The organism is Microbacterium sp. SD291 (assembly GCF_017355365.1).
GTDB lineage: Bacteria > Actinomycetota > Actinomycetes > Actinomycetales > Microbacteriaceae > Microbacterium.
In genome coordinates this window covers 20,777-46,619 of record NZ_JADIJR010000002.1, presented here as the reverse complement: position 1 = coordinate 46,619, position 25,843 = coordinate 20,777, and the positions used below count along the sequence as shown (strand labels likewise).

At 70.1% G+C, this 25,843-nt stretch carries 26 protein-coding genes and 1 tRNA gene; 11 read left to right on the top strand and 16 right to left on the bottom strand.

What is annotated here, in order from left to right:
- Positions 1–68 precede the first annotated feature (68 nt).
- The 4 genes from IPV10_RS01630 (at position 69) to IPV10_RS01615 (ending at position 3,055) form a co-directional block, all read left to right on the top strand.
- Positions 69–311, top strand: coding sequence for an exodeoxyribonuclease VII small subunit (locus IPV10_RS01630; RefSeq protein WP_207479730.1), 243 nt, complete (start codon positions 69–71; stop codon positions 309–311).
- Entirely contained in the window at positions 311–955 is a 645-nt protein-coding gene (locus tag IPV10_RS01625; RefSeq protein ID WP_207479728.1) for a DUF4245 family protein, read from the top strand. Before IPV10_RS01630 ends, IPV10_RS01625 begins: the two co-directional genes overlap by 1 nt.
- Positions 952–1,596 (top strand): carbonic anhydrase, encoded by a 645-nt coding sequence (locus tag IPV10_RS01620; RefSeq protein ID WP_207479726.1) that lies wholly within the window; start codon positions 952–954, stop codon positions 1,594–1,596. Before IPV10_RS01625 ends, IPV10_RS01620 begins: the two co-directional genes overlap by 4 nt.
- A gap of 64 nt (positions 1,597–1,660) precedes the next feature.
- Positions 1,661–3,055, top strand: coding sequence for an aspartate ammonia-lyase (locus tag IPV10_RS01615; protein WP_207479724.1), 1,395 nt, complete (start codon positions 1,661–1,663; stop codon positions 3,053–3,055).
- A gap of 173 nt (positions 3,056–3,228) precedes the next feature.
- On the opposite strand, the gene IPV10_RS01610 is transcribed toward IPV10_RS01615, so the two are convergent.
- From IPV10_RS01610 to IPV10_RS01600, 3 genes are all read right to left on the bottom strand, one after another.
- Positions 3,229–4,611: a PhoH family protein gene (locus IPV10_RS01610; RefSeq protein ID WP_207479722.1), complete on the bottom strand. Its 1,383-nt coding sequence runs from the start codon at positions 4,609–4,611 to the stop codon at positions 3,229–3,231.
- Between the two features lie 158 nt (positions 4,612–4,769).
- Positions 4,770–5,900, bottom strand: a complete 1,131-nt coding sequence (locus tag IPV10_RS01605) for an aminotransferase class V-fold PLP-dependent enzyme (RefSeq protein ID WP_207479720.1) — start codon at positions 5,898–5,900, stop codon at positions 4,770–4,772.
- 66 nt (positions 5,901–5,966) lie between these two features.
- Positions 5,967–6,746, bottom strand: a complete 780-nt coding sequence (locus IPV10_RS01600) for an isoprenyl transferase (protein WP_207480009.1) — start codon at positions 6,744–6,746, stop codon at positions 5,967–5,969.
- Positions 6,747–6,891: 145 nt separating this feature from the next.
- On the opposite strand from IPV10_RS01600, the gene IPV10_RS01595 reads away from it, so the two are divergent.
- Positions 6,892–7,572 (top strand): hemolysin III family protein, encoded by a 681-nt coding sequence (locus IPV10_RS01595; RefSeq protein ID WP_207480007.1) that lies wholly within the window; start codon positions 6,892–6,894, stop codon positions 7,570–7,572.
- A gap of 4 nt (positions 7,573–7,576) precedes the next feature.
- Here the strand turns inward: IPV10_RS01595 and IPV10_RS01590 are convergent, their stop codons facing one another.
- Positions 7,577–7,831 carry a hypothetical protein gene (locus tag IPV10_RS01590; protein WP_207479718.1) on the bottom strand — a complete coding sequence of 85 codons (255 nt, stop codon included), beginning with the start codon at positions 7,829–7,831 and terminating at the stop codon, positions 7,577–7,579.
- 68 nt (positions 7,832–7,899) lie between these two features.
- Here IPV10_RS01590 and IPV10_RS01585 point away from each other — a divergent pair, with 68 nt between their 5' ends.
- Together IPV10_RS01585 and greA are read left to right on the top strand one after the other, a co-directional pair.
- Positions 7,900–8,286: a DUF4307 domain-containing protein gene (locus IPV10_RS01585; RefSeq protein ID WP_207479716.1), complete on the top strand. Its 387-nt coding sequence runs from the start codon at positions 7,900–7,902 to the stop codon at positions 8,284–8,286.
- 96 nt (positions 8,287–8,382) lie between these two features.
- Positions 8,383–8,871 carry a transcription elongation factor GreA gene (greA, locus tag IPV10_RS01580; RefSeq protein ID WP_207479714.1) on the top strand — a complete coding sequence of 163 codons (489 nt, stop codon included), beginning with the start codon at positions 8,383–8,385 and terminating at the stop codon, positions 8,869–8,871.
- 121 nt (positions 8,872–8,992) lie between these two features.
- Here the strand turns inward: greA and ilvA are convergent, their stop codons facing one another.
- Positions 8,993–10,222, bottom strand: coding sequence for a threonine ammonia-lyase (gene ilvA, locus IPV10_RS01575; protein ID WP_207479712.1), 1,230 nt, complete (start codon positions 10,220–10,222; stop codon positions 8,993–8,995).
- On the bottom strand, positions 10,219–11,415 hold the full coding sequence (locus tag IPV10_RS01570; protein ID WP_207479710.1) for an AI-2E family transporter: 1,197 nt from the start codon (positions 11,413–11,415) through the stop codon (positions 10,219–10,221). The genes ilvA and IPV10_RS01570 overlap by 4 nt, the downstream gene beginning before the upstream one ends.
- 91 nt (positions 11,416–11,506) lie before the next feature.
- Here IPV10_RS01570 and IPV10_RS01565 point away from each other — a divergent pair, with 91 nt between their 5' ends.
- Positions 11,507–12,766, top strand: coding sequence for a winged helix-turn-helix domain-containing protein (locus IPV10_RS01565; protein ID WP_207479708.1), 1,260 nt, complete (start codon positions 11,507–11,509; stop codon positions 12,764–12,766).
- 73 nt (positions 12,767–12,839) lie between these two features.
- Here the strand turns inward: IPV10_RS01565 and IPV10_RS01560 are convergent, their stop codons facing one another.
- The 3 genes from IPV10_RS01560 to IPV10_RS01550 all read right to left on the bottom strand — a co-directional run bounded on the left by IPV10_RS01560 (position 12,840) and on the right by IPV10_RS01550 (position 16,067).
- Positions 12,840–13,406 carry a LemA family protein gene (locus IPV10_RS01560; protein ID WP_207479706.1) on the bottom strand — a complete coding sequence of 189 codons (567 nt, stop codon included), beginning with the start codon at positions 13,404–13,406 and terminating at the stop codon, positions 12,840–12,842.
- A gap of 103 nt (positions 13,407–13,509) precedes the next feature.
- Complete coding sequence (locus tag IPV10_RS01555) at positions 13,510–14,823, bottom strand: D-arabinono-1,4-lactone oxidase (protein ID WP_207479704.1); 1,314 nt, start codon at positions 14,821–14,823, stop codon at positions 13,510–13,512.
- Positions 14,820–16,067: an alanine racemase gene (locus tag IPV10_RS01550; RefSeq protein WP_207479702.1), complete on the bottom strand. Its 1,248-nt coding sequence runs from the start codon at positions 16,065–16,067 to the stop codon at positions 14,820–14,822. The genes IPV10_RS01555 and IPV10_RS01550 overlap by 4 nt, the downstream gene beginning before the upstream one ends.
- 87 nt (positions 16,068–16,154) lie before the next feature.
- On the opposite strand from IPV10_RS01550, the gene IPV10_RS01545 reads away from it, so the two are divergent.
- The 3 genes from IPV10_RS01545 to glmS all read left to right on the top strand — a co-directional run bounded on the left by IPV10_RS01545 (position 16,155) and on the right by glmS (position 18,468).
- A tRNA-Leu gene (locus IPV10_RS01545) sits at positions 16,155–16,227 on the top strand.
- Positions 16,228–16,337: 110 nt separating this feature from the next.
- Entirely contained in the window at positions 16,338–16,598 is a 261-nt protein-coding gene (locus IPV10_RS01540) for a hypothetical protein (protein WP_207479700.1), read from the top strand.
- Positions 16,599–16,647: 49 nt separating this feature from the next.
- Positions 16,648–18,468 carry a glutamine--fructose-6-phosphate transaminase (isomerizing) gene (gene glmS, locus IPV10_RS01535; protein ID WP_207479698.1) on the top strand — a complete coding sequence of 607 codons (1,821 nt, stop codon included), beginning with the start codon at positions 16,648–16,650 and terminating at the stop codon, positions 18,466–18,468.
- Between the two features lie 68 nt (positions 18,469–18,536).
- Here the strand turns inward: glmS and IPV10_RS01530 are convergent, their stop codons facing one another.
- The 7 genes from IPV10_RS01530 to IPV10_RS01500 form a co-directional block, all read right to left on the bottom strand.
- Positions 18,537–20,135, bottom strand: coding sequence for an FAD-dependent oxidoreductase (locus IPV10_RS01530; RefSeq protein WP_307861036.1), 1,599 nt, complete (start codon positions 20,133–20,135; stop codon positions 18,537–18,539).
- Positions 20,136–20,174: 39 nt separating this feature from the next.
- Positions 20,175–21,467, bottom strand: coding sequence for a S8 family serine peptidase (locus IPV10_RS01525; RefSeq protein ID WP_207479697.1), 1,293 nt, complete (start codon positions 21,465–21,467; stop codon positions 20,175–20,177).
- Positions 21,464–22,006, bottom strand: coding sequence for a DUF501 domain-containing protein (locus IPV10_RS01520; protein ID WP_207479695.1), 543 nt, complete (start codon positions 22,004–22,006; stop codon positions 21,464–21,466). The genes IPV10_RS01525 and IPV10_RS01520 overlap by 4 nt, the downstream gene beginning before the upstream one ends.
- 58 nt (positions 22,007–22,064) lie before the next feature.
- Positions 22,065–22,694, bottom strand: coding sequence for a septum formation initiator family protein (locus tag IPV10_RS17270; RefSeq protein ID WP_207479694.1), 630 nt, complete (start codon positions 22,692–22,694; stop codon positions 22,065–22,067).
- Between the two features lie 55 nt (positions 22,695–22,749).
- Entirely contained in the window at positions 22,750–24,030 is a 1,281-nt protein-coding gene (gene eno, locus IPV10_RS01510; protein WP_207479692.1) for a phosphopyruvate hydratase, read from the bottom strand.
- 90 nt (positions 24,031–24,120) lie between these two features.
- Positions 24,121–24,780, bottom strand: coding sequence for an O-methyltransferase (locus IPV10_RS01505; RefSeq protein ID WP_207479690.1), 660 nt, complete (start codon positions 24,778–24,780; stop codon positions 24,121–24,123).
- Positions 24,781–24,822: 42 nt separating this feature from the next.
- Positions 24,823–25,776, bottom strand: coding sequence for a CPBP family intramembrane glutamic endopeptidase (locus IPV10_RS01500; RefSeq protein ID WP_207479688.1), 954 nt, complete (start codon positions 25,774–25,776; stop codon positions 24,823–24,825).
- Positions 25,777–25,843: the final 67 nt, after the last annotated feature.

Sequence of the window (25,843 nt, the reverse complement as noted above, 5' to 3'; positions counted from 1 at the left end):
GTGCGGGAGGCGTTCTTGCGCACCCGCACGAGGGCAGGGCCGCTCCGCTCAGCGCGTAGGATGGAGGGGTGAGCGCGCAGAACGACACCCCCGTTGAGACGCTGTCCTTCGAGGCCGCTCGTGACGAGCTCGTCCGCGTCGTGTCCGAGCTGGAGCAGGGCGCACCGACCCTGGAGCAGTCGCTCGCCCTCTGGGAGCGCGGCGAGGCACTCGCGGCCCGCTGCGAGGAGTGGCTGCTGGGCGCGAAGCGCCGGCTCGAGGCGGCTCGTGCGGCGGCATCCGATTCCGATCCCTCGGACGGCGCAAAGTGATGGACAAGCCCGCCCCCGTCGTCGCGGAGCTCGGCCGGCCGGAGACTCCTGAGGAGACCGCCGCACGCAAGGCGGCGTTCAGCAGCGCCTACCGGTCGAGCCAGAACGTGCGCAACCTGATCGCCGCGCTTGTGGTGACCCTCGCGATCGTCGCCGTCATCGTCTTCGCGGTGCCCCGCGGCGAGCCGGCATCCGCACCGAGCATCGATCTCGCCGGCATCGCCGCCGACGTCGAGTCCACGATGGAGAGCCCGGTGATCGTGCCCGAGCTCGGCGATTTCTGGCGCGTCAACGTCGCAGAGCTGTCGGGCGGCGCGACCGTCGTCTGGGATGTCACACTGGCGCCTGAGGCAGAGGACGAGCGCGGCTTCATCCGGCTCGCGCAGGCGTTCGACGCCGACTCCGCCTGGGCGCCGCAGCGCCTGAACGGCATCGCGCCGACGGATTCGGTCTCGATCGGCGGCCTGGAGTGGGACGTCTTCGAGGTCGGCAACGCCGGAGCGAAGCAGAACGTGACCTACGCGATCGGCACGCAGGCCGGCGACGACTACCTGCTGCTCTACGGCTCCCGCACGGCCGACTCCACGGCAGAGCTCGCAGAATCCCTCGTCCCCCAGATCCGCACCATGTCGGAGGCCCCATGACCCACGCGCTGACCCCCGCAGCCGCCTGGCAGAAGATGCAGGACGGCAATCGCCGGTTCGTGAACGACGAGCCGGCGCATCCGAACCAGGATGTCGCCCGACGGCACCGCATCGCCGAGGCGCAGAACCCGGTGGCGACCCTGTTCGGCTGCTCGGACTCCCGCCTCGCCGCGGAGATCATCTTCGACCTCGGCCTCGGCGACCTGTTCGTCGTGCGCAACGCCGGGCAGGTCATCGGCGAGTCGATCGTGGCGAGCCTCGAATACGCGGTGGCCGTGTTGCACGTGCCGCTGATCGTCGTCCTCGCGCACGACTCCTGCGGCGCGGTGAAGGCCGCCATCGACGGCACCGCGATCGATGCGACGCCGCTGCCGCCGCACATCTGGAAGCTCATCGCCCCGATCGTGCCCGCCGCGCGCAAGGTGCTGGTCGAGAACGGCGGCACCACCGTCGCCGACATCGACGCCGAGCTCGTCGGCCGTGAGCACCTGCGCAACACCGTCGGCGACCTGCTGCAGTCGTCGGAGCTGATCAGCGACGCCGTCGCCCAGGGCCGGCTGGGAATCGTCGGCGCCAACTACCGTCTCGCCGAGGGCACCGCCGTGCCCGTCATCACCGTCGGCCTCGACGCCGCCCACTGACCCCGACAGCACCACCAGACACGCATATCCGGGGGATCGACCCCGCAACCGAGGAGGGTTCGGAATGACCGATACCGAGTTCCGCATCGAGCACGACACCATGGGTGAGGTGCGGGTGCCCGTGAACGCGCTGTACGGCGCGCAGACGCAGCGCGCCGTCGAGAACTTCCCGATCTCGGGCAAGGGGCTGGAGTCGACGCAGATCGCCGCCCTCGCCCGCATCAAGAAGGCCGCGGCGCTGGCGAACAAGGAGCTCGGCACCCTCGACGGCGCGATCGCCGACGCGATCGCCCAGGCCGCGGATGCCGTGGCCGCCGGCGACCACGACGGAGAATTCCCGGTCGACACGTACCAGACCGGCTCCGGCACCTCGTCGAACATGAACATGAACGAGGTGCTCGCAACGCTCGCGACCCGCATCCTCGGCGCGAACGTGCACCCCAACGACCATGTGAACGCCTCGCAGTCCTCGAACGACGTGTTCCCGACCTCGGTGCACATCGCGGTCACGCAGGCGCTCATCGACACGCTCATCCCCTCGCTCGACCACCTCGCCGTGGCGCTCGAGGCGAAGGCCGAACTCTGGAAGAACGCCGTCAAGTCCGGCCGCACCCACCTCATGGACGCGACTCCGGTCACCCTCGGCCAGGAGTTCGGCGGCTACGCCCGCCAGATGCGTCTCGGCATCGAGCGCGTGCAGTCGGCTCTCCCCCGCGTCGCGGAGGTCCCGCTCGGCGGCACCGCCGTCGGCACCGGCATCAACACGCCGCTCGGCTTCCCGCAGAAGGTCATCGAGCTGCTCGCGGCCGAGACCGAGCTCCCGATCACCGAGGCGAAGGACCACTTCGAGGCGCAGGCGAACCGCGACGGACTCGTCGAGGCGTCCGGCGCCCTCCGGACGATCGCCGTCTCCCTGACGAAGATCAACAACGACCTGCGCTGGATGGGCTCCGGCCCCAACACCGGCCTCGGCGAGCTGCACATCCCGGACCTGCAGCCCGGCTCCTCGATCATGCCCGGCAAGGTCAACCCGGTCGTCCCTGAGGCCGTGCTAATGGTCTGCGCACGCGTGATCGGCAACGACGCGACGGTCGCCTGGGCCGGAGCATCCGGCTCGTTCGAGCTGAACGTCGCCATCCCGGTGATGGGCACGGCGCTGCTCGAGTCGATCCGGCTCCTCTCGAACGCCTCGCGCGTCCTGGCGGACAAGACCGTCGACGGGCTGCAGGCCAACCTCGAGCGCTCCGCCGCTTTCGCCGGCATGAGCCCCTCGATCGTCACCCCGCTGAACAAGCTCATCGGCTACGAGGCCGCGGCGAAGATCGCCAAGCACTCGGTCGCCAACGGCATCACGGTGCGCGACGCCGTGATCGAGCTCGGCTACGTCGAGCGCGGCGAGCTCACGATCGAGCAGCTGGACGAGAAGCTCGACCTGCTCTCGATGACCCACCCGGGCTGAGCCCCGGCCACGCTCAGACGACGGATGCCACGGCCCTCACGGGTCGTGGCATCCGTCTTTCCCCGGGTCGGACGCGGGCGTCGCGCCGCGCGCCCCCGGAGCGGTACGACCCGGCGCACGTGGAGAAAGACGAGGACAGCGGATGCCGCGGCATCCGCCGTCCTCCCCCGCTCTCAGCTGAGCTCTGCACCCTCCAGGAGCTCCGTGACGAGCGCGGCGATCGCGGAGCGCTCGGAGCGCATCAGCGTGACATGGGCGAACAGGTCGTGACCCTTGAGCGTCTCGATCACGCTGGCGACGCCGTCGTGGCGGCCGACCCGCAGGTTGTCGCGCTGTCCGACATCGTGGGTGAGGATGACGCGGGAGTTCTGTCCCATCCGGCTCAGCACCGTGAGCAGCACGTTGCGCTCGAGCGACTGCGCCTCGTCGACGATCACGAACGCGTCGTGCAGCGAGCGGCCGCGGATGTGCGTGAGCGGGAGCACCTCGAGGATCCCGCGCTCCACGACCTCCTCCAGGACGTTGCCGGAGACCACGGAGCCGAGCGTGTCGAAGACCGCCTGCCCCCAGGGGCTCATCTTCTCGCCCTGGTCACCGGGAAGGTATCCGAGCTCCTGCCCGCCGACCGCGAACAGCGGCCGGAAGACGATGATCTTCTTCTGCTGCTGCCGTTCGAGCACCGCCTCGAGACCCGCGCAGAGGGCGAGGGCCGACTTGCCGGTGCCGGCGCGCCCGCCGAGCGAGACGATGCCGATGTCGGGGTCGAGCAGCAGGTCGATCGCGATGCGCTGCTCGGCGGATCGGCCGTGCATGCCGAAGGCTTCACGGTCTCCGCGCACCAGCTTGTACTCGCCGTCCCCGGTCACGCGTCCGAGTGCCGAGCCCCGCTCGGAGTGGATGATCAGCCCCGTGTTCACCGGCAGTCCGCGGGCATCCTCGCTGATCCCGACCTCGCTCTCGTACAGGTCGCTGATCTCGTCGCCGGAGAGATCGAGCGTCGTGATGCCCGTCCAGCCAGAGTCGACCGCCTGCTCGGCGAGGTACTCCTCGGCCCGCAGGCCCAGGGACGCCGCCTTCACGCGCATCGGGAGGTCCTTCGAGACGATCGTGACGTCCTGACCGTTCTGCGCGAGGTGCATGGCGATGGAGAGTATGCGGGTGTCGTTGTCGCTGAGGCGCAGACCCGCAGGCAGCACCGAGGCGTCGGTGTTCGCGAGCTCGACGCGCAGAGTGCCGCCCTCGCCGACCTCGACCGGGAAATCCAGCCTGCCGTGTTCGACGCGGAGGTCGTCGAGGTGACGCAGCGCCTGCCGCGCGAAGTAGCCGATCTCGGGGTCGTGGCGCTTGCCCTCGAGCTCGGTGATGACGACCACCGGGAGCACGACGGAGTGCTCGGCGAATCGGAAGAACGCCTGCGGATCGCTCAGCAGGACAGAGGTGTCGAGCACGTACGTGCGGAGGTCCTGATCAGGGCCTCCGGACGATGCTCGCCTCGGCGTCTTACGGGTTGACTGCTGCGCGGTGCTGGTGGCCTGCTGCGCTGTACGTGTGGTCACGACCCACTCCCGACCCGGGGAATCCCGGCTATTCGAACGAGTCGACCAGGGGGTCACGAGTCGTCAACCTGAGGCCGACCCGACCGGGCTCCTTGCCCGATGCCTAGAACGTACGACCAGCGGCGGACATTGCCGCGACTCGACACGCCACGATCTTGTTACGCGATGGTGAACGTCTCGTAGCCGAACGCCGTGAGCGCGTCGTCGAGGAGCTGCAGCGTCCCGGAGTCCGTCCCCGCGTGCGGCGCCACGCGCACCGACGACCCGCGCGCGGTGACGACGAGCCCGGCATTGGCGAGCGCCGCGGCGAGCCGCGCCGGCTCCTCCGGTGCGAGCGCGACGATCCCCGCCCGCTCGGATCGCTCGCGCGGCGAGATCACGGCGATGCCGCGGCGATCGGCGATCTCCAGGACGGCGTCGACGTTCTCCGCGAGGCGCGATTCGATCGCGGCCACCCCGGCGTCTCGCATGTCGCGCACCCCGATGGCGAGCCGCCCTGCGGCGAGCGTGTCCGGCATGCTCACGGTGTAGGCCTGGGCGGATGCCGTCGGCGCCGGCAACTCGTCCATGAAGAGCCCGCTGGCGGTCGTGCCGGTGATGCCGCTGAGCACCGGCGCGATGCGCTCCCGCGCCCGTGCCGAGAACGAGGCGAACGCGCTGCCGCGCCCCGCTCGGAGCCACTTGTACCCGTGACCGGCCACCACGTCCGCGGCCGTCCAGTCCTCCTCCAGGATGCCGAAGGACTGCACGGCGTCGACGATCAGCAGACGATCGGGTCCCAGCAGCTCGCGCAGCGCCGCCAGGTCGACGCGGTACCCGGTGCGGAAGTCGACGTGACTCACCACGAGCGCGGTCACCTCGTCGTCGAGGGCCTCGGCGACGGCATCCGGCGTCACCCGGCCGTCGTCCGGCGTGATCCATCGCGCGGTGAGCGCACCGTGCGAGGCTGCGGCCGCGCGGTCGAGCGTGAGGCTCACGCTCGGGAACTCGCCCGTGCCCGCGATCACCGCACCGCTCAGCCCGTACAGCGCCTGCATGAGGCCGTGCGTGGACGATGGCTGGATCGTGACGTCCGCGGCCTCGGAGCCCAGGAGCTCCGCGACGAGCTCCTGCGCCTGGCCGATGCGCTCGCCCACCAGCGCGAGCGATGAGGGCCTGCCGCTGCCGAGGAGGTCGGCGTCCGCGAACACCTCTTCGCGCACCGACGGCGACAGCGGCCCGAACGCGGCCCAGTTCAGGTAGCCCGGCTCGCTGTCGAAAGTGGCGAGGTAGTCGTCGAAAGTGCTCACGGCGTCATTCTGGCATGCCCTTCGGACGGCTCGCGGACCGAGTCCCCGCAGCCAGGTCCAGCGAGCTCAGCGCCCGAAGCGCCGGTCGCGGTCGGCGTAGTCCCTGATCGCGCGGAGGAAATCGACCTGACGGAGGTCGGGCCCGAGCGCCTCCACGAAGTAGAACTCGCTGTGCGCGCTCTGCCAGAGCAGGAAGTCGCTGAGCCGCTGCTCTCCGCTGGTGCGGATCACGAGGTCGGGGTCGGGCTGGCCTCCGGTGTAGAGGTGCTCGCCGATCATCTCGGGGGTGAGGTGCGCCGCGAGGTCCTCGATCGTCCCGCCCGAGGCCTGGTGCGCGGTGATGATGCTGCGGACGGCGTCGACGATCTCGTTGCGGCCGCCATACCCGACGGCGAGGTTGACGTGGAGCCCCGTGTGATCCCGTGTTCGCTCCTCGGCATCCGCGAGCACGCGCGCGAGCTCGGGAGCGAGGATGTCCGAGCGTCCGACATGCTGCACCCGCCAGTTGCCCTCCCGTGAGAGCGCCTCGGCGAGCTCGGCGATGATCTCGATCAGGTCGGCGAGTTCAGCCGAATCGCGCTTTCGCAGGTTGTCGCTGGAGAGCAGGTACAGGGAGACGACGCGGATGCCGAGCTCGTCGCACCAGCCGAGGAACTCGCGCATCTTCGAGGCACCGGCGCGGTGACCCTCGGCAGGCGTGGAGTAGCCGAGCTGACGCGCCCAGCGTCGGTTCCCGTCGATCATCATCGCGACGTGGTGCGGCACGGATGCGGGGTCGAGGTGCCGACGCAGCCGGCTGCTGTAGAGCCGGTACAGCGGCCCTCGCCCCTGACCATCGCGTGACATCACCTCCCTACGCTATCGTGCTCCCTCCCCGGGTACCGTGTGCGGATGCTGAGGATATGTACGGCCTGCGGCATGCGGGTCGGCCTAAGGTGAGCACGTGAGCACACCCGAGTCTTCGCCCCCCGTCGTCCCCGAGCTGCCGCTCATGGCCGAGGCGCAGCACGATGCGGGCGCCGAGATCAAACCGACCTGGCGGGGCTGGCTGCACGCCGTGACCTTCCCGGTCGCGATCGTCGCGGGCGTCGTCCTGATCGTCCTCGCCGAGGGCGCAGCGGCGAAGTGGTCCGCCGTGGTCTTCATGGCGAGCTCTCTGCTCCTGTTCGGCAATTCCGCGCTGTATCACCGGTTCGACTGGAGCCCGAAGGTGAAGGTGATCCTGAAGCGGATCGACCACGCGAACATCCTGCTCCTGATCGCCGGCACCTACACGCCGCTCGCGACCCTCGCGCTGCCCCCGGAGAAGGGCGCACTCCTGCTCGTCCTGGTGTGGAGCGGCGCGCTTCTCGGCATCCTGTTCCGCGTCTTCTGGATCAACGCGCCGCGCTGGCTCTACGTGGCGCTCTACCTGCTGCTCGGCTGGGCTGCGGTGATGTACATCGTCGACCTGATGAACGCGAACTTCGCGATGATGGTGCTGGTCATCGTCGGCGGCCTGCTCTACACGGCGGGTGCGATCGTGTACGCCCTGAAGAAGCCGAATCCGTGGCCGGGCCGCTTCGGGTTCCACGAGATCTTCCACGCCTGCACCGTGCTGGCGTTCCTGTGCCACTGGACGGCGTGCCTGCTGATCGCGCTGGCGCCGCTGTCCCCCTCGCTCGGGGCCTGACCGGTCAGTCCTTGTCGTCGCCCTTGTAGCCGTCGGCCGCTTCCTCTGCCGCGCGCGCAGCCTCCTCGGCATCCAGCTCTTCCCTGACCTCTTCGCGGTAGCGGACGCGCCGGATTCGCCGGTTCATGTCGAGGATCAGCAGGATGACGGCGATCAGGAGGACCACGACGGCCGCGAACCCGACGAAGCCGGGCGTGACGAGCTCCGGTGCCACGGGCATCGTGGGCGTCGGCATCGGGGTCTCGGTCAGAGCGAGCATGAGTCGGCCTTTCGTGCGCAGGTCGCATAACCTGGAGTCACCAGCCTAACGACCGGAAGACCCACGCCGTGACGACCGCACAAGAGCTCGATGAACGCTATGGCCGCACCCGGCGACGGCGAGGACCCTGGGTCATCACGATCGCGGCGGCGGTGCTGGTCGTCGGCGCGTTCAGCTGGATGACCGTCGCCGGCCAGATGAACTCGGTGGATGCCGACGATCTGGGCTTCGAACTCGTCGACGAGCACACGGTCGACGTGCGTTTCCAGGTCACCGGCGTCCAGGGGAAGAATGTCGTCTGCGTCATCGAGGCCCTGGACGAGGAGTTCGGCGTCGTGGGCTGGAAGGTCGTCGAGATCCCGCCGGGAGACAGCCACTCGCAGGCGCTCTCGACCACGGTTCCGACCGTCTCCGAGGCCACCACAGGTTTGGTGAACACCTGCTGGGTCGCTTAGACTTCTGGCAGACAGACGACGCCCTGGCACCGTGCCAGGGCGTCTTGGCATATCCCCCGCAGTACGTCGGCGGGTACCTAACGAAGGAGCTTCGTCATGTCTACTGACGCTCAGGTTCCCTTCCTCACGCAGGAAGCATATGACCGGCTCGTCGCCGAGCTGGAGCACCTGTCCACGACCGGTCGCGACGAGATCGCCAAGCGCATCGAGGCCGCCCGCGAAGAGGGGGACCTCAAGGAGAACGGCGGCTACCACGCCGCGAAGGACGAGCAGGGCAAACAGGAGGCGCGCATCCGCACCCTCGAGGGCCTGCTGAAGACCGCCAAGGTCGGCGAGGCGCCCGCGAGCCGCGGCATCGTCGAACCCGGCACCGTCGTCACCGCTGTGGTCGCCGGCGGCGAGGAGGTCTTCCTCCTCGGCAGCCGCGAGATCGCCGTCGGCAGCGAACTCGACGTGTACAGCGAGGCCAGCCCGCTCGGACAGGCGATCCTCGGCCTCAAGGTCGGCGAGAAGTCGTCGTACGAGGCCCCGAACGGCCGCTCGATCTCGGTCGAGATCGTGAACGTCGAGACCTACACCGGCTGACCGCCGCGTTCACGCGAGAAAGCCCCGTCCGGCCGGACGGGGCTTTCTCGTATGCGCTGGGTCCCCGAGCCCGTCGCTGGGTCCCTGAGCCCGTCGAAGGGTCCCTGAGCCCGTCGAAGGGTCAGTCCGGGACGACGATCGGCGCGAAGCCGGCGCGGCGGAGCGTGTCGAGCGTGTGCTCGGAGTGCTCCGCTCCGCGCGTCTCCACGCTGAGCTCGAGGATGACCTCGGTGATCTGGAGTCCGTGACCGTGCCGGGTGTGCATCGCCTCGATGACGTTCGCACCCGCCTCGGCGATGAGCTCGGACACGCGCGCGAGCTGACCGGGGCGGTCGGGCAGCGGGATGCGGATCGTGAGGTACCTGCCAGAGGCTGCGAGGCCGTGGGAGACCACGCGCTGCAGCAGCAGCGGGTCGATGTTGCCGCCGGAGATCACCGCCATCGTGGTGCCCGTGGCCTTGATCTTGCCCGAGAGGATCGCGGCGACGCCCGCGGCGCCGGCGGGCTCGGCGACGACCTTCGCCTGCTCGAGCAGGATCAGGATGGCGCGAGCCAGATCGTCGTCGGAGACCGTGACGACCTCGTCGACGAGTTCCTTGATGATGTCGAACGGGATCTCGCCCGGGCGCGCGACCAGGATGCCGTCGGCGATGGTCGGCTTCGTCTCGATCTCGACCGGACGCCCCGCGTCGAGCGAGGGCGGAACCGCGGCGGCGTTCTCGGCCTGGACGCCGATGATGCGGACGGACCGGCCGAGTTCCTTCGCACGGGCTTTGACTGCCGCGGCCACGCCGGCGATGAGTCCGCCGCCGCCGATGCCGAGCAGGATCGTGTCGACCTCGGGGGCGTCGTCGAGCAGTTCGAGCCCGAGGGTCCCCTGCCCGATCACGACGTCGCGGTGGTCGAAGGGATGGATGAGCACCGCGCCGGTGCGCTCGGCGAACTCGGCAGCGAGCCGGAGCGAGGTGGCCACCGTCTCCCCCTCGAGCACGACGTCGGCGCCGTAGCCGCGGGTCGCCAGCAGCTTCGGGACCGGCACGCCGAGCGGCATGAAGATCGTCGCCGAGATGCCGAGCGCCTGCGCTGCCAGGGCGACGCCCTGCGCGTGGTTGCCAGCGGATGCCGCGACGACGCCCCGCGCGCGCTCCTCCTGGCTCAGCCGCGAGAGGCGGTACGCGGCGCCGCGGATCTTGAACGACCCGGTGCGCTGCAGGTTCTCCATCTTGAGGAGGACGGGGGCGCCGAGGATGCTGGAGAGCGCTCGCGACGGCAGGGTCGGCGTGTGCTCGATCACCTCAGCCAGACTCTGAGCCGCTTGCTCGAACTCGTCCAGGCTGGGGATTGCGCTCATCGATTCCTCCGTACCCGCTGCCGCGGAACTGTGCTCCAGATAAGGTCTGCGTCGGGCTGGTCGCCGGTGCGCCATGACCCGGTGCTGACGGTGACCGCCGCGACGTTGATGAACGCGGCCAGAGGCACCGCGAACAGCGCGCCGGGGATGCCGCCGACCATGGACCCGCCGGCGACGACGAGCACGACGGCGAGCGGGTGCACCTTCACGGCCGAGCCCATCAGGATCGGCTGCAGGATGTGCCCCTCGAGCTGCTGCACGCCGAGCACGACGGCGAGCATCGCGAGAGCGATCAGCGGGCCGTTGTAGACGAGTGCGAGCAGCACGGCGAACGCACCGGTGACGACGGCGCCGACGATCGGGACGAACGAGCCGAGGAAGACCAGGACCGCCACCGGGATCGCGAGCGGAACGCCGAGCAGCGCCGCGCCGACGCCGATGCCGATGGCGTCGATCGCCGCGACCAGCAGCTGCGTCCGGGCGTAGTTGGTGAGGGTGGCCCAGCCGTTGCGGGCGGCGCCGTCGGCGGCCGGACGCGCGGCACGCGGGAACAGACGGAGCGTCCAGCGCCAGATACCCGCGCCGTCGGCGAGCAGGCAGATCAGGATGAACAGGGCGAGCACGGCACCGGTGACCACGTGGGCGGCCGTCGAGCCGACCGCGAGCGCACCGTTCCAGAGCAGCTGCGCCTGCTCGTTGATCAGCTCGAAGCCCTGGTCGAGGTAGCCCTGGATCTGGTCCTCGCTGAGGTTGAGCGGGCCGTCGAGCAGGAACTGGCGGAACTGCTCCACGGCGCCGGCCGTGCGCGCCTGGACCTCGGGCAGCTGGGCGCGCACCTGCCAGATCACCAGCCAGAGCAGGACGGAGACGATGGCGAGCGTGCCGACCACGGAGATCGCGACCGCCAGCCAGCGCGGGAACCTGCGCCGGAGCATCCATTCGAAGGCGGGCCAGAGGAGGGCCGCGATCAGGATGCCGACCATCAGCGGGATCACCAGGAGCTTGAGCTGGATGACGATCCAGATGAAGCCGGCGACGACCGCGGCGATCAGGAGAGCACGCCAGGCATAGGCCGCGGCGACCCGAAGGCCGAATGGGACTGCCTCGTCGGCTTCCGTGGTCACGGTCCGGTCGGGCGAGATGGGGCGCGGGCGGAAGAGATCCCTCAGCCGTGGTCGCTGCTCTTCACTCATCGCCTCAGTCTAAGCGGCGCGCGGGAGCGGGCATGAACAGGTGACGAACGATCGCGGACGCGATGTCCGAGCCCGCGGATACGCTGACACGGTGACCGACACCCTCAGCTCCGCTCGCGCCCGCCGGCTCGCGCTGGCCGCACAGGGCTTCACGCGCGCCCGCCCGGCATCCGTCTCGGCCCGTCACGTGCACCGGGTGATGGATCGGCTCGGAGTGCTGCAGATCGACTCGGTCAACGTGTTCGCACGTTCGCACTACATGCCGCTGTTCTCCCGGCTCGGCGCCTACGATCCGTCGCTGCTCGACCGGGTCTTCCTCTCCCGGACCACGCACTACGTCGAGTATCTCGCGCATGAGGCCACTTTCATCCCCATCGAGGACTGGCCGCTGTGGCGGTTCCGGATGGAGTACTTCCGCGACCGGTACACCGCCCCCGGCTCCTGGGCCGCGAGCAACGCCCGCACCTTGCAGTGGGTGCAGGATGAACTCCGCACCCGCGGCCCTCTGCGCCCCGCCGACATCAGGGCGGATGCGCCACGCGAGCGCGGCACCTGGTGGGACTGGGACGACGTGAAGGTCGCCCTCGAGCACATGTGGCGCATCGGCGACGTCGCCATCAGCGGCCGGAAGGGCTTCGAGCGCACGTATGCGCTCGCCGAGCACGTCATCCCCGACGCCATCCGCTCTCAGGAGATCCCGACTCCCGATGCCATCCGTGAGCTGATCCGTCGCGCAGCGAGATCCTCGGGCGTCGCCACGCAGTCGGACCTCGCCGACTACTACCGCATCCGCGATCGCGGTGCGATCGCTCACGCGATCTCCGAGCTGGAGGACGAGGGCGAGCTGCTGCCCGTGCGGGTGCGGGGCTGGGAGCGCGGCGGGCGGCCGCTGCCCGCCTGGCGGCATCGCGACGCCGTGCTGCCGAGAAAGGTGGATGCCGCGGCGCTGCTCACGCCGTTCGATCCGGTGGTCTGGTTCCGGGACCGAGCCCTGCGGGCGTTCGAGCTCGACTACCGCATCGAGATCTACGTCCCCGCCGAGAAGCGGCTCTACGGGTACTACTCGCTGCCGGTGCTGGTGGGAGACCGGATCGTCGCCCGCGTCGATCTGAAAGCCGACCGGCAGGAGTCCACGCTGCGTGTGCAGTCGGCATGGTGGGAGCCGCAGGCGAAGCCCGAGGACGCCGAGCGGGTCGCCGCCGAGCTGGCGCGCGCCGCGTCGTGGCAGGGCCTCGAGAACATCTCCGTCTCCGGGTGGGGCACTGCGGCGGATGCGGTGCATTCGGCGCTGCGCGCCCAGCCCGACATCCCGGTCGGACGCCATGTGCACACCAGGGAGAATGCGGCCTGAGCACCCGAGAGCTCACGACACGCAGAAGGCCCGATGCTGGGCATCGGGCCTTCGTGTCAGAGACGGGAACGCGTCAGAACTGCACGCGGGGCGGCTCGGAGATCGCGCCGCTGTCGGCCACCTCGAAGAACTCGCGTTCGGTGAAGCCGAGGCCCTTCGCGAAGAGGTTGTTCGGGAACACCTTGATCTTGGTGTTCAGCTCGCGCACTCCCCCGTTGTAGAACCGGCGCGCGGCCTGGATCTTGTCTTCGGTGTCGACGAGCGCGTGCTGGATCTGCAGGAAGTTCTGGCTCGCCTGCAGCTGGGGGTACGCCTCGGCGACCGCGAAGAGACTGCGCAGCGCCTGCTGCAGGTGCCCCTCGGCGATACCCGCTTCACCGGGACCGCTCGCGGAGAGCGTCTCGGCGCGTGCACGGGTGACGTTCTCGAAGACGGCCTTCTCGTGGGACGCGTAGCCCTTCACGGTCTCTATGAGATTCGGGATGAGGTCGGCCCGTCTCTTGAGCTGCACCGTGATGCCGCTCCACGCCTCGTCGACGCGGACGTTCAGCTGCACCAGCGAGTTGTACGTCGCCCACAGGTAGATGCCGACGAGCAGAATCACTCCGACGACGATCAGTACCGGCACGAGCCATTCCATCAGAGGCCCACCCTTCCTCGTGTTTGTCTCATCCTATCGGCGCAGTCTGCGCGTCGACTGGGTACGCCGCGCCCCCGAAGGCGCCCATCCGGCGCCGACCCGGTCACTCACCGAGCACGCGATCGAGGTGCCGGTTCGTGAACCGGCGCTCCGGGTCCAGGCGGTCGCGAAGGGCCGTGAAGTCGTCGAAGCGCGGGTAGCGCGTGCGCAGCTGCGCCGCACCGAGAGTGTGCATCTTGCCCCAGTGCGGACGCCCGCCATGCTCGAGCATGATCCGCTCGACGGCTTCGAAGTAGGCGGTGGGGTTCGCTCTCCAGTAGCGATGCACCGCGATGTAGCCGCTCGCCCGCCCGTAGGCGGTGGACAGCCACCTGTCGTCCTCCGCGGCGAAGCGGACCTCGATCGGGAACTCGACCCGCCACCCGCGCGCCGCGATCAGAGCCTGCACCTCGCGGAACGCCGGAACGACGTTCTCGGCTGGGAGCGCGTACTCCATCTCGCGGAAACGCACCGTCCTGCTCTGGGTCAGCACGCGATGAGACAGATCGGTGTAACGGCGATCGCCGGTGAGCTTCACGGCGATCCTGCTGAACGGCGGCGTGATCGCCGGAACGACCCGCCCAGCGGCACACACGGCCCGGTAGACGCCGTTCGCCAGCAGGGTCTCATCGACCCATCTGCCCAGGAGCGGGAGAGGCTCCCGGCGGGTCGACTCGGGCAGACGCGTCTGGCGCTTGGTCAGAGCGACCTCGGTGTGCGGGAACCAGTAGAACTCGAAGTGATCGGATGCCGCGACGCGGTCTGCGAGCGTCACGAGCACATCCTCCAGCGGCGCGGGCTCGTCGACCGCCTGCAGCACGAACGCGGGAACGCACTGCAGGGTCACCTCGACGATGATCCCGAGCGCACCGAGGCCGAGGGCGGCGGCGGGCAGCAGCTCAGCGTTCTGGTGCTCGTCGATGCGGAGGAACTCGCCGTCCGCCGTGATCATCGTGATGCCGGTCACCTGGGTGGCGAGACCGCCGAAGCCGGCGCCGGTGCCATGGGTGCCCGTGGAGATCGCGCCGGAGATCGACTGACGATCGATGTCGCCGAGGTTCTGCATGGCGAGGCCGTAGGGCGCGAGCAGCGCGGGGACCCGATGCAGCCGGGTGCCGGCGAGGAGCGTGACCCGGCCGGTCGCCGTGTCGGCCGACACCAGGCCCTGCAGGTCGTCGAGCTCGAGGAGGACTCCCGGTGCGACGGCGATCCCGCTGAAGCTGTGGCCCGCCCCGACCGCCTTCACGGGCAGCCCGTGCGTGACCGCCGCTCTCACCGCGCGGTGGACGCCTTCGGGGGTCCGCGGGCGCTCGACGCGGACCGGACGCATCCGGGCCGTCCGCGCCCAGTTCTCCCAGGTGCCGCCGATTCTCGTCACAGGAACGCCTTTCCCTCGCCGCGATACGTGGGGAGCTCATCGATGACCTCGTCGCCGGAGACGACGTGGTAGCTGTCGATGCGCTCGGCCGGCTCGCCGCTCTTGGCGTGGCGGAACCATACGCGGTCGCCGAGGCCGAGCCCGCGTGCCGAGGCGCCCCGCAACGGCGTCTGCACCTCTCCTGCCGCCTCGCGGGGAAGCGTGCGCAGCCCCGCCGGCCAGACCGGGAGCGGCTGCCGGGACGCGAGCGCAGGACCGGAGGCGATCCAGCCGCCGCCGAGGACGGTCGCGATGTCCGCCGCGGGTCGCCGCACGACGTCGAAGGCGAAGGCGGATGCCGGTGCAGGCCGGAACGACCGGTAGCCGTCGAACAGGTGACCGCCGAGCAGGCCGCTGCCCGCGCTCGCCTCGGTGAGCGACTCGTCGCTGCCGGTGAACTCCAACGAGCCGGTGCCGCCGCCGTTGAGGAACTCGAGCGGGGCGACATCCGTCAGCGCGGAGGCGATCGCGGCGCGGCGCTCGCGGAGCTCGTCGCGCGAGCGCGCCTGGACGAGGCGGATCACCGGTGCACCCGGACCAGCGGCATCCCCCTGCCCGGCGATCTGCGCCTCGTACATCTGCAGACCCACGAGCCGGAAGCCGGGGCGTCGCGCGATCCTCCTCGCGAACGCGGCGACCTCACCCGCCGTGAAGAGGGTCGAACGCCGGACGCCGATGTGCCCGAGGACCGCCGAGCGGAGTGAGGCGTCGACATCGATCGCGACGCGGACCTGCGGGCGGCTCTGCGGCGGCGAGACGCTGTCGATCAGATCGAGGTGGGTCATGTCGTCGACCATGAGGGTGATGCGCCGTGCCGCCTCCTCGTCGGCGAGAAGCCGCTCCAGGCTCGTCCTGTCGACGGTCGGATATCCGACCACCACATCGTCGTGCTCCTCGGCGAGCCAGAGGGCCTCAGCGAGAGTGAAGGCCAGGATGCCGCGGAACCCCGGCAGCTTCAGCACGGCGTCGAGAACGGCGCGCACCCGCACCGATTTGGAGGCGACCCGGATCGGCAGCCCGCCCGCGCGCACGAGCAGGTCCATGGCGTTGTGCCGGAGCGCTTCGCGGTCGATCACCGCGACGGGAGCGGGCAGATGCCCGGTGGCCGCGCTCAGGCGGGGCCAGTAGCGAGCGGGGTCCGCCCACTCCGGGGCGACTGCGGGACGTCCAGGATCGGGGCTCAGATCGGCGATGAGGTCGAGCACTCCCCCACCCTAAGGCCTAGCAGGACCGGGATTCGGGATTCGCGGAACCCGGTCGCAGCCGGCATCCGACGTTAGGCTGGCGGACGGGCCCCCGTAGCCCAATGGCAGAGGCAGGCGACTTAAAATCGCTTCAGTGTCGGTTCGAGTCCGACCGGGGGTACGACTCGCGAACACCCTCGACTATCCGCCGCATTTCCCTCAACCCGGAGAATCTGCCCGAATTCGGGCAGATTCTTGCCAGTCGACGGCTCCGGCATGCACACTCGATGAATGCCCGATCGCGAACTCGTCCAGCGGATCGCGACGTCCACCGGCCTGCCGGCGGCCGTCGCGGCTCGGGTCATCGACGACGTCCTCGCGTTCCACTCCGAGCCGGTCGAGGCCTACGTGCGCCGGCGCCACGCGGAGCTGCAGGTGCACGGCACGCGGAATGCGGCGGCGTTCGCACGGATTGCCGTCGAGCTGCGGGAGCGTCCGTTCGCCGCCCCGGAACTCTCCGAGCGCCAGCTGCGACGCATCGTCTACGGCTGAATCCGCCCGAGCGCCTTTCCATCGAATCGAACCGACCCAGGAGGTCACCATGTGCGGAATCGTCGGCTACATCGGCCATCAGCCCGCTGCCCCCATCCTCGTCGAGGGCCTGACCCGCCTCGAGTACCGCGGGTACGACTCCGCCGGACTGGCCGTGCTCGGCAGCCGCGGCACGACCGCCGTGCGCCGAGTCGGCAGGGTCCGCGAGCTGCAGGCGGCACTGCCGAGCCGCCTCACCGGCAAGGTCGGGATCGGCCACACCCGATGGGCCACCCACGGCCCCGCCGTGGAGCAGAACGCTCATCCGCACCGCAGCGGCGATGGCCGCATCAGCGTCGTGCACAACGGCATCATCGACAACGCAGCCACCCTGCGCACCCAGCTCGCTCAGGACGGCGTCACCCTGCTCAGCGACACCGACACAGAGGTCATCGCGCACCTCATCGCCCGCTCGGAGGCGGAGACGCTCGAGGAGGCCGTCCTGGACGCCCTCTCCCGCATCACCGGGACGTACGCCCTGGCCGTGCTCGACGAGCGGCATCCCGATCGGATCGTGCTGGCGCGCAGCGGATCGCCCCTGATCATCGGCATCGGCGACAAGGAGATGCTGGTCGCCAGCGACGTCGCCGCCCTCGTGCGTCACACGAACCAGGTCGTGCATCTGGACGACGGCGAGCTGGCGACCGTGACCCCGGCCGGATACCGAACCTTCGATCGCGGCAACAGCCCGACCACCCGCGAGCCGGTGGAGATCAGCGTCGCCGCGGAGGACCTCGAGCTCAGCGGCTACCCGCACTACATGCTCAAGGAGATCCACGAACAGCCGGAGGCTGCGGCGATGGTGCTGCGCGGACGGCTGGACGAGCGATTCGCGACCGCCCGGCTGGACGGGCTCGGTCTCGAACCTCGGGAGCTGCGCGGATTCCGCCGCGTGAAGATCCTCGGCTGCGGCTCCGCCTACTACGTCGGCCAGCTCGGCGCGCAGCTGATCGAGGACCTCGCGAGGATCCCCGCCGACGCGGAAGCGGCCTCGGAGTTCCGCTACCGCAAGCCGATCATCGAGCCGGACACGCTGTACGTCGCCGTGAGCCAGAGCGGCGAGACGGCCGACACGGCGTTCGCCGTCGAAGAGATCAAGCGCAAGGGCGGGCGCGTGATCGGACTGGTCAACGTCGTGGGCTCGACCATCGCCCGCACGGTCGACGGCGGCGTCTACCTGCACGCTGGTCCGGAGATCTCGGTGGCGTCCACCAAGGCCCTCACGAACATGTCGCTCGCTTTCGCGCTGCTCGCGCTGCACCTGGGCCGACTGCACGACCTCTCCCACGCAGACGGCGACCGCATCCTGCGCGGCCTGCAGCGCATCCCGGAGCAGTTGGAGGAGATGCTCTCGCGCGCGGCTGAGATCGAGCCGCTCGCCCGGGAGATCGCCAAGGCTCGGAGTGCCTTCTACATCGGCCGGGTGCACGGGTACCCGGTGGCGCGCGAGGGCGCGCAGAAGCTCAAGGAGATCAGCTACATCCACGCCGAGGCATACCCGACCAGCGAGCTCAAGCACGGCCCGCTCGCCCTGATCGACGAGGAGATGCCGACCATCGCGATCATCCCCGACGACGAGCTGGCCGAACGCAACCTCGCCGCGGCCGAGCAGGTGCTCGCCCGCCGCGGGCCGCTCGTCGCGATCACGCACGCCTCCGTCGGGCTGGGGCATCTGGACGCCCGCACGATCCTCGTGCCCAAGAACGAGCCCGAGCTCGATCCGATCCTGCTGACGATCCCGACTCAGCTCCTGGCCTACCAGGTCGCAGTGCTTCTCGGGCACGACGTCGACAAGCCGCGGAACCTCGCGAAGTCCGTCACCGTGGAGTGAGCTCCGAGTCCGCGCCCGAAACGACGAATGCCCCGTCTCCGAGGAGACGGGGCATTCGCACGTGAGCTCTACTTCGCGGCAGCGGTCGCGGTCCGCTTCACTGGCGTCTTCTTCACCGGGGCCTTCTTGACGGCCTCGGCCTTGGCGGTCTCGGCGTTCGCCGCAGCCTCGGGCTCGACCTTGGCAGGCTCGGCCTCGGCGGTCTCCGCCTTCGCCGGTGCCGCCTTCGCGGGCGCGGCCTTCGCGGGCGCGGCCTTGGCCGGAGCGGCCTTCGCGGGCGCGGCCTTCGCGGGTGCCGCCTTCGCGGGCGCGGCCTTGGCCGGAGCTGCGGGTGCCGCATCCGCTGCCGGACGCGGGCGGGAGGCGAACTCCTCGAACACGTAGCGCGGGTTCTGCACGGTCTGCAGGTTCACCAGGTCGCGACCCAGGAAGAGGTTGTTCACCCAGCCCCAGACGACGCGGAGCTTGCGCTCCCACGTCGGCATCGCGAGGCCGTGGTAGCCGCGGTGAGCGACCCAGGCGACGAAGCCCTTGAGCGCGATGTTCCCGGACTGGAACACGCCGTTGTAGAGACCGAGGCCGGCGACGGCGCCGAGGTTCTTGTGGAAGTACTCCTTGGGGTCCTCACCGCGCAGGACCGCGACGAGGTTCTTGGCGAGCAGCTTCGCCTGACGCACGGCGTGCTGCGCGTTCGGCACGCAGTAGCCGCCGACGCCGCCGCCGGACAGGTCCGGAACGGCCGAGACGTCACCGGCGGCCCAGGCGCCATCGACGAACTCCTCGGGCGTGCCGACACGCAGGTCGGCGCGGGTGCGGATGCGACCGCGCTCCTCGACGGGCAGGTCGCCGCCGCGGACGACCGTCGGGTTGGCCATCACTCCGGCCGTCCAGACGATGAGGTCGGTCGGGATGACCTCTCCGGTGGAGAGCTCGACGTTGCCGCCGATCGCACCGGTGACCTGCGTGTCGAGGTGCACGTTGGCGCCGCGCTTGGCGAGGTCCTTCAGCACCCACTCGCTGGTCTTGAGCGAGACCTCGGGCATGATGCGGCCCATCGCCTCGATCAGGTGGAAGTGCGTGTCGTCGAACGTCAGCTGCGGGTACTTGCCGACGAGGGAGGACGCGAGCGAGCGCAGCTCGGCGAACACCTCGATGCCGGCGAAGCCGCCGCCGACCACGACGACGGAGAGCAGGCGGTCGCGCTCGGGGCCCGCGGGCACGGAGGCGGCCTTGTCGAAGTTCGACATCAGGCGATCGCGGATCGCCACAGCCTCTTCGATCGTCTTCAGGCCGATCGCGTTGTCGGCGATGCCGGGGATCGGGAAGGTGCGCGACACGGCGCCCGCGGTGACGACGATCTGGTCGTACGCGAACTCGTACGGCTCGCCGAGCGGGGGCGTGATCGTGGCGACCTTGTTCGCGTGGTCGATGCCCGTGATCTTGGCCGTGATCACGTTCGTGCGCTTCAGGTGACGACGGTGCGCGACGACGGAGTGACGCGCCTCGATCGATCCGGCGGCGACCTCGGGGAGGAACGGCTGGTACGTCATGTACGGCAGCGGGTCGACCATGGTCACCTCCGCTTCGCCCTTGCGAAGGTGCTTCTCGAGCTTCCACGCGGTGTAGAAGCCCGCGTAGCCACCTCCGACGATCAGGATCTTGGGCACAGTGCTGTTCTGAGGCACAGGGGGACAGCTCCTCGGGAGTCAGGAAAGTGGCGTGCGAGCGCGCGCCGATCGGATGCGCCGGGCAGCTGCGGTGACGCCAAGCGCTACCAGGATACCAGGGACTGTGAGGGCGATGAGCGGAAGGGTACCGTAGCGCAGTGAATCGGCGCTGGGCAGCAGCGGGGAACCGGCATCCGTCGGCGCATCCGCGTCAGGCAGCGGCGGCACCGCCACCGGCGTCAGCGTGGGCTCCGACTGCGGGACCGTCTCCGCCTTGCGGTAGAGCCTGATCCACTCGGCAAGATCGCCCATCGGGTTCTGGTCGACCTCGGGCACATCGGACTTCACGGCCGCCATCGCGTCGACCAGGCCGTACCCGTACAGCGGATCGCGCGGCTTCTTGGCCCCGTCGACCGGGATGGCGGTCTGGATGATCCGGTTGATCACGTTCGCCGCATCCAGGTCGGGGTGCGCGGAGCGCACCAGCGCCGCGATGCCGGCGACGATCGGCGCGGCACCGCTGGTGCCGCTCCAGGATGCGAGCGAGCCGTCCGCAGACACCCCGAGCAGTCCCTCGCTCGGTGCGGAGATGCCGATCGTGATGCCCTGCGTCGACGCCTCGACGCTCGCGGTTCCGGTCTGGTCCACGCCGCCGACCGTGAGCACGCCGGGGATCGTCGCGGGGGCGCCGATGATGCTCGTGCCGCTCCCCCGGTTGCCGGCGGCGACCACGACCACGACATCGTGCTCGAACGCGTAGAGGAACGCGTCGTCCCAGCTCTTGTCCCAGTCCAGGGTGTTCGTCGTGAAGGACAGGTTGATCACGTCGGCGCCGTTGTCGACGGCCCAGCGCATCGCCTTCGCGACCTGCTCGGTGAACGGCACCGCGGCGGCGGCGCCGAACCCGACCGAGACCGACAGCAGGTTCGCCTCTGGCGCGACGCCGATCATGCCGGTGCCGTCAGGGGCGCCGCGGCCGGCGGCGAGCGAGGCCACCCAGGATCCGTGGTTGCCGTCGACCGCGCCGAGCGGCGTCCGCCCGTCCGCCGATCCCGCGCCGGACACGTCCGTCCCGCCGACCACCGCGTCGTCGAAGGTGCCGGGCACCTTGCCGATGCCGGTGTCGATCACGGCGATCGTCACGCCCTTGCCGCGGGTCGTCTGCCACGCCTCGCGGATGCGAGCGCCGTCGAGCCAGTACTCCGAGGCGCGCACCGGATCCTTGGGGTCGTCGGGCACCGGCGCGGGTGTGGCCGCGGCTCCCAGGAGCAGAACGGATGCCACGACCATCGCGACCGCGACGGCGTCTCGCAGCATCCGACGGGGGCTCATGCCGTCGATGTCCCGGTCTCGCGCAGCGCCGCACCCGGCTCTTCGCAGCGGCAGCGCTCTGGCGACCACGAGGAGCGAACGAGGGCCGCGTCGCCGATCGGGTTCACACCGGGGCCCGCGGCGAGCGCATGCCCGGCGAGCGCGTGCAGGCATTTCACCCGGGTGGGCATGCCGCCGGCCGAGATGCCGTCGATCTCGCTGACATCGCCGAACTGCGCGCGATCGGCGAGGTAGGCCTCGTGCGCGCTGCGGTAGGCGACGGCGACGTCCTCGTCTTCGGCGAGGAGCGCCGCGAGCTCTGGCATCGTCTGGGTGGCTTCGAGCGTCGACATCGCCGCGGTCGCCACGGGGTGCGTCAGGTAGTAGAACGTCGGGAACGGGGTGCCGTCCGGAAGGCGCGGCGTGGTCGCGACCACCGTGGGGTTGCCGCAGGTGCAGCGTGCCGCGATCCCGACGACGCCGCGTGCGGGCCGCCCCAGCTGTGCGGACACCACGGCGAGCTCGGCGGTGGTGGGGGCGGGGAATGGCGGCGTGGTCACCCGTCCAGCGTACGGGAGGCGGCGGGGAGGATGCTCAGAGACACCTGTCCGCGCGGCGTCAGCGCGTGACGGCGGCCGTGTCGCTCAGACCCGAGGATGTCAGCGTGCGCAGCAGCTGCGGCATCCAGTCCGCCGGCTTCTCCGCGAGCGTGTCGCTCACCGGCTCCTGCTCGCGCGGGAGGGCCGCCGGGTCGAGATCGTTGTCGATCAGGTAGACGACCTCGCCGGGCAGGACGTAGTACAGGCGCTCACGGGCCTGCGTGGTGATGTACGCGGGATCCTGCCAGCGCTCGCGCTCCTGCTCGAGTGCGGTGATCTCGTCTTCGGAGACCAGGATCGACGCCTCGAGAGCCGCGATCTTCTGCCGCTGGTCGATGAACGTGCCGAGCGTCGGCACCAGCACCCAGGCACCGAGGACCACCAGCGACAGCATGATCACGGAGAACGCGGAGAGGCGGATGCCGGAGGCCCACTCGCGCACATCGACGCGATGCGGCTCGGATGCGGGGCCCGCAGCGCCGCGTGATCCGCGGGGTGCCGCCTGCCGGGACGGAGCCGCCTGGCGAGCCTTCGGCTTCGCGGTGCCGGATTTCGCGGTGCCGGATTTCGCGGTGCCGGATTTCGTCGAGCCGGTCTGGTTCGGGCGCGCGCCCGCAGACGCCGAAGGAGGAGCCGGTCGTCGTGCCACGGCTCCTCCTCCGTCGTGCCGCTCAGCGGGCGGCGCGTGTCTGTCTCAGCTGCATTCAGCCCTGGTAGCGCGGGAAGGCGGAACGGCCGGCGAAGACCGCGGCATCGCCCAGCTCCTCCTCGATGCGCAGAAGCTGATTGTACTTCGCGACGCGCTCGCTGCGAGCAGGCGCACCCGCCTTGATCTGACCGGCGTTCGTCGCGACGACGAGGTCGGCGATCGTGGTGTCCTCGGTCTCGCCCGAGCGGTGCGAGAGCATCGCTGTGTAGCCGGAGCGCTGTGCCAGGCTGACCGCGTCGAACGTCTCGGTGAGCGTGCCGATCTGGTTGACCTTGACGAGCAGCGAGTTCGCCACGCCGCGCTTGATGCCGTCGGCGAGACGGGCCGGGTTCGTGACGAACAGGTCGTCGCCGACGAGCTGGACCTTGGAGCCGAGCGCCTCGGTGAGGATCTTCCAGTTGTCCCAGTCGTCCTCGGCGAGGGCGTCCTCGATCGTGACGATCGGGAAGTCGTTGACCAGGCCCTGGTAGTACTCGATCAGCTCGGGGCCGCTCCAGTCCTTGTCGTCGAGACGGTACACGCCGTCCTTGAAGAACTCGGTCGCCGCGACGTCCAGGCCGAGCGCGATCTCGGTGCCCGGCTTGAAGCCGGCCTTCTCGATCGCCTTCACCAGGAAGTCCAGGCCCTCGCGGTTGCTGGGCAGGTCGGGCGCGAAACCGCCCTCGTCGCCGAGACCGGTCGCGTAGCCGGCGGCCTTCAGCTCGCTGCGCAGCACGTGGTACGTCTCGACGCCCCAGCGCAGAGCCTCGGAGTAGGTCTCGGCGCCGATCGGCGCGAGGAAGAACTCCTGCATGTCGATGCCGTTGTCGGCGTGCTCGCCGCCGTTGATGACGTTGAAGAGCGGCACGGGCAGGACGTGCGCGTTCGGCCCGCCCAGGTAGCGGAACAGCGGCAGATCGGCCGAGTCGGCGGCTGCCTTGGCCACCGCGAGGCTGACGCCGAGGATCGCGTTCGCGCCGGTGCGCTGCTTGTTCTCGGTGCCGTCGGTCTCGATGAGGATCTCGTCGACGATGCGCTGCTCGCTCGCCTCGACGCCCTCGAGCGCGGGGCCGAGCTCGTCGATGACGGCGTCGACCGCCTTCAGGACGCCCTTGCCGCCGTAGCGGCTCTTGTCGCCGTCGCGCAGCTCGTACGCCTCGAACGCACCGGTGGACGCACCGGACGGGACGGCCGCGCGCTGGACGACACCGTCATCGAGGAGCACCTCCACCTCGACGGTCGGGTTACCTCGCGAGTCCAGAATCTCGCGTGCGCCTACAGCCTCGATCAGTGCCACAGATGTGCTCCTTGCTCAGGGAAAGGGTGTGGTGGAGCGACGTCGATCCGCGCCCAGTCTAGCCCGCCCTCGCCGTCGGCCCATGAGACGTCACACGACGAGGGCCAGTGCGACTCCGTCCCATCCCTTGATGCCGACGGTCTGCAGCGCGGTCGCGTCGAAGCGGGGGTCCTCCCCCAGCATCTGCAGGCCGTCGCGCGTTCCGATGACCATCGGATCCGTGGTGTCGTCGCGGATGATCTCCCCCTCGCGGCCGATGTTGTCGAGCACGATCACGGTACCGGGCTGGCCGAGCTTCGCCGCCCAGTCGAGGTAGACCGTGTTCGACTCCTTGTCGGCGTCGATGAAGACCAGATCGAACCCGCCGACGAGCGTCGGCAGCACGTCGGCTCCGCGTCCGATGCGGATGTCGACGCGGTCGCCGACGCCTGCGGCGTCGATGCTGGCACGGGCGACCGCCGCGTTGTCCGCCTCCGCCTCGACGGTGACCACGCGTCCCCCCTCGCCCACGGCCCTCGCCAGCCAGATCGTGGAGTAGCCGCCGAGGGTGCCGATCTCGAGCACGCGGCGAGCGCCGCTCATCCGGGCGAGCAGGTTCAGCAGCTTGCCGGCGACGGGTGCGACCTCGATCTCGGGGAGCCCGGCGTCCCGCTGCGCCGCGAGCGCCGCCTCGAGGGCGGGGTCGTGACCGACGAGCGTCGCTGCCAGGAAGGTGTCGGTTTCGGCCCATGCCGCGGGTGTGGAGTCCATGCCCTCAGCCAACCCCGCGCGCTGAGGGGCGTCAAGAGCGCGTCAGTCCCGCGGTGCCGACAGCAGCCGCCCGGGAGCACCCGCCAGCTCCGGCTGACTGCGGAACTGCCCGGTGACGACGAGCACCGCGATCACCACGGCCGTCACGATCCAGCCTGCGACTCCGAGCGGCCCCGCGAGAGCGAGGTCCGGCTTGGCCGCGGCGAACAGGACGATCATGCCGCCCGCCGCGTTGAGTGCACCGTGCGCGATCACGGCGGGCCAGACGGATGCCGAGCGCAGCCGCAGCCAGCCGAGCAGGATCCCCCAGGCGATGCAGCCCACGACCATGAACAGCACGCCGGTGATGTCGGTGCGGCCGAAGTTGTACCCGAGCAGGATGACCGGGCTGTGCCAGAGCCCCCAGATCGCTCCGCTGATCAGCAGCGCGGGCCAGGTGCCCAGTGGGCGCAGCGCCGGCAGCAGCCAGCCCCGCCAGCCCAGCTCCTCCCCGAACGCGAAGAGGCTGTTGAAGAGCGCGGCGATCGGGATGGTGGCGATCTGCGCGGCGACGACGACGCCCACCGGGGGAAGCGGGGTGCCAGGCGGGAGGGCCTTCTCGAGCTCCGCGGCGAATCCCGCGAAGGTCGGATCGAGCTGCACGAAGCCGAGAGCGGCGGAGAGCAGGATGCTGACCGCGACGAGCAGCGCAGGCGCGAGCCAGCCGGCGACCATCAGCCAGACCACGCGCCTGGCCGGGCGAAGCGGCCACAGGCCGAGGAACCGGGCGCGCTCGCCCTTCGCGGGCGCGCCGAGGGCGAACGTCACGATGATCGCGGCCACGGCCGGGGTGAACATCATCACCGGGAGGAGCAGCCCCGACGACGGCTCGGCGAGTCCGTCACCGAGCCAGAGCGGCAGGGAGACCAGCCAGGCGAGGGCGCAGGCTGTCACGCTGAACAGGATCACGGCCGGCCACCGCACTCCGGGACGGCCGGCGTTCAGTGCATCGATCATCGGATTCCTGTCATCCTTCAACTCGTGCCGGAGCCACGGCACCTCCCACTGTAGTTCTCCTCCACAC

What these genes read in the sequence shown, in the direction of transcription:
- IPV10_RS01570 (WP_207479710.1), bottom strand. Translation starts at nt 11,415, where the DNA reads ATGAGTGAAGAGCAGCGACCACGGCTGAGGGATCTCTTCCGCCCGCGC.
- IPV10_RS01500 (WP_207479688.1), bottom strand. Translation starts at nt 25,776, where the DNA reads ATGATCGATGCACTGAACGCCGGCCGTCCCGGAGTGCGGTGGCCGGCC.
- ilvA (WP_207479712.1), bottom strand. Translation starts at nt 10,222, where the DNA reads ATGAGCGCAATCCCCAGCCTGGACGAGTTCGAGCAAGCGGCTCAGAGT.
- IPV10_RS01560 (WP_207479706.1), bottom strand. Translation starts at nt 13,406, where the DNA reads ATGGAATGGCTCGTGCCGGTACTGATCGTCGTCGGAGTGATTCTGCTC.
- IPV10_RS01620 (WP_207479726.1), top strand. Translation starts at nt 952, where the DNA reads ATGACCCACGCGCTGACCCCCGCAGCCGCCTGGCAGAAGATGCAGGAC.
- IPV10_RS01590 (WP_207479718.1), bottom strand. Translation starts at nt 7,831, where the DNA reads ATGCTCGCTCTGACCGAGACCCCGATGCCGACGCCCACGATGCCCGTG.
- IPV10_RS01595 (WP_207480007.1), top strand. Translation starts at nt 6,892, where the DNA reads ATGGCCGAGGCGCAGCACGATGCGGGCGCCGAGATCAAACCGACCTGG.
- IPV10_RS01525 (WP_207479697.1), bottom strand. Translation starts at nt 21,467, where the DNA reads ATGAGCCCCCGTCGGATGCTGCGAGACGCCGTCGCGGTCGCGATGGTC.
- IPV10_RS01505 (WP_207479690.1), bottom strand. Translation starts at nt 24,780, where the DNA reads ATGGACTCCACACCCGCGGCATGGGCCGAAACCGACACCTTCCTGGCA.
- IPV10_RS01600 (WP_207480009.1), bottom strand. Translation starts at nt 6,746, where the DNA reads ATGTCACGCGATGGTCAGGGGCGAGGGCCGCTGTACCGGCTCTACAGC.
- greA (WP_207479714.1), top strand. Translation starts at nt 8,383, where the DNA reads ATGTCTACTGACGCTCAGGTTCCCTTCCTCACGCAGGAAGCATATGAC.
- glmS (WP_207479698.1), top strand. Translation starts at nt 16,648, where the DNA reads ATGTGCGGAATCGTCGGCTACATCGGCCATCAGCCCGCTGCCCCCATC.
- IPV10_RS01615 (WP_207479724.1), top strand. Translation starts at nt 1,661, where the DNA reads ATGACCGATACCGAGTTCCGCATCGAGCACGACACCATGGGTGAGGTG.
- IPV10_RS01625 (WP_207479728.1), top strand. Translation starts at nt 311, where the DNA reads ATGGACAAGCCCGCCCCCGTCGTCGCGGAGCTCGGCCGGCCGGAGACT.
- IPV10_RS01540 (WP_207479700.1), top strand. Translation starts at nt 16,338, where the DNA reads ATGCCCGATCGCGAACTCGTCCAGCGGATCGCGACGTCCACCGGCCTG.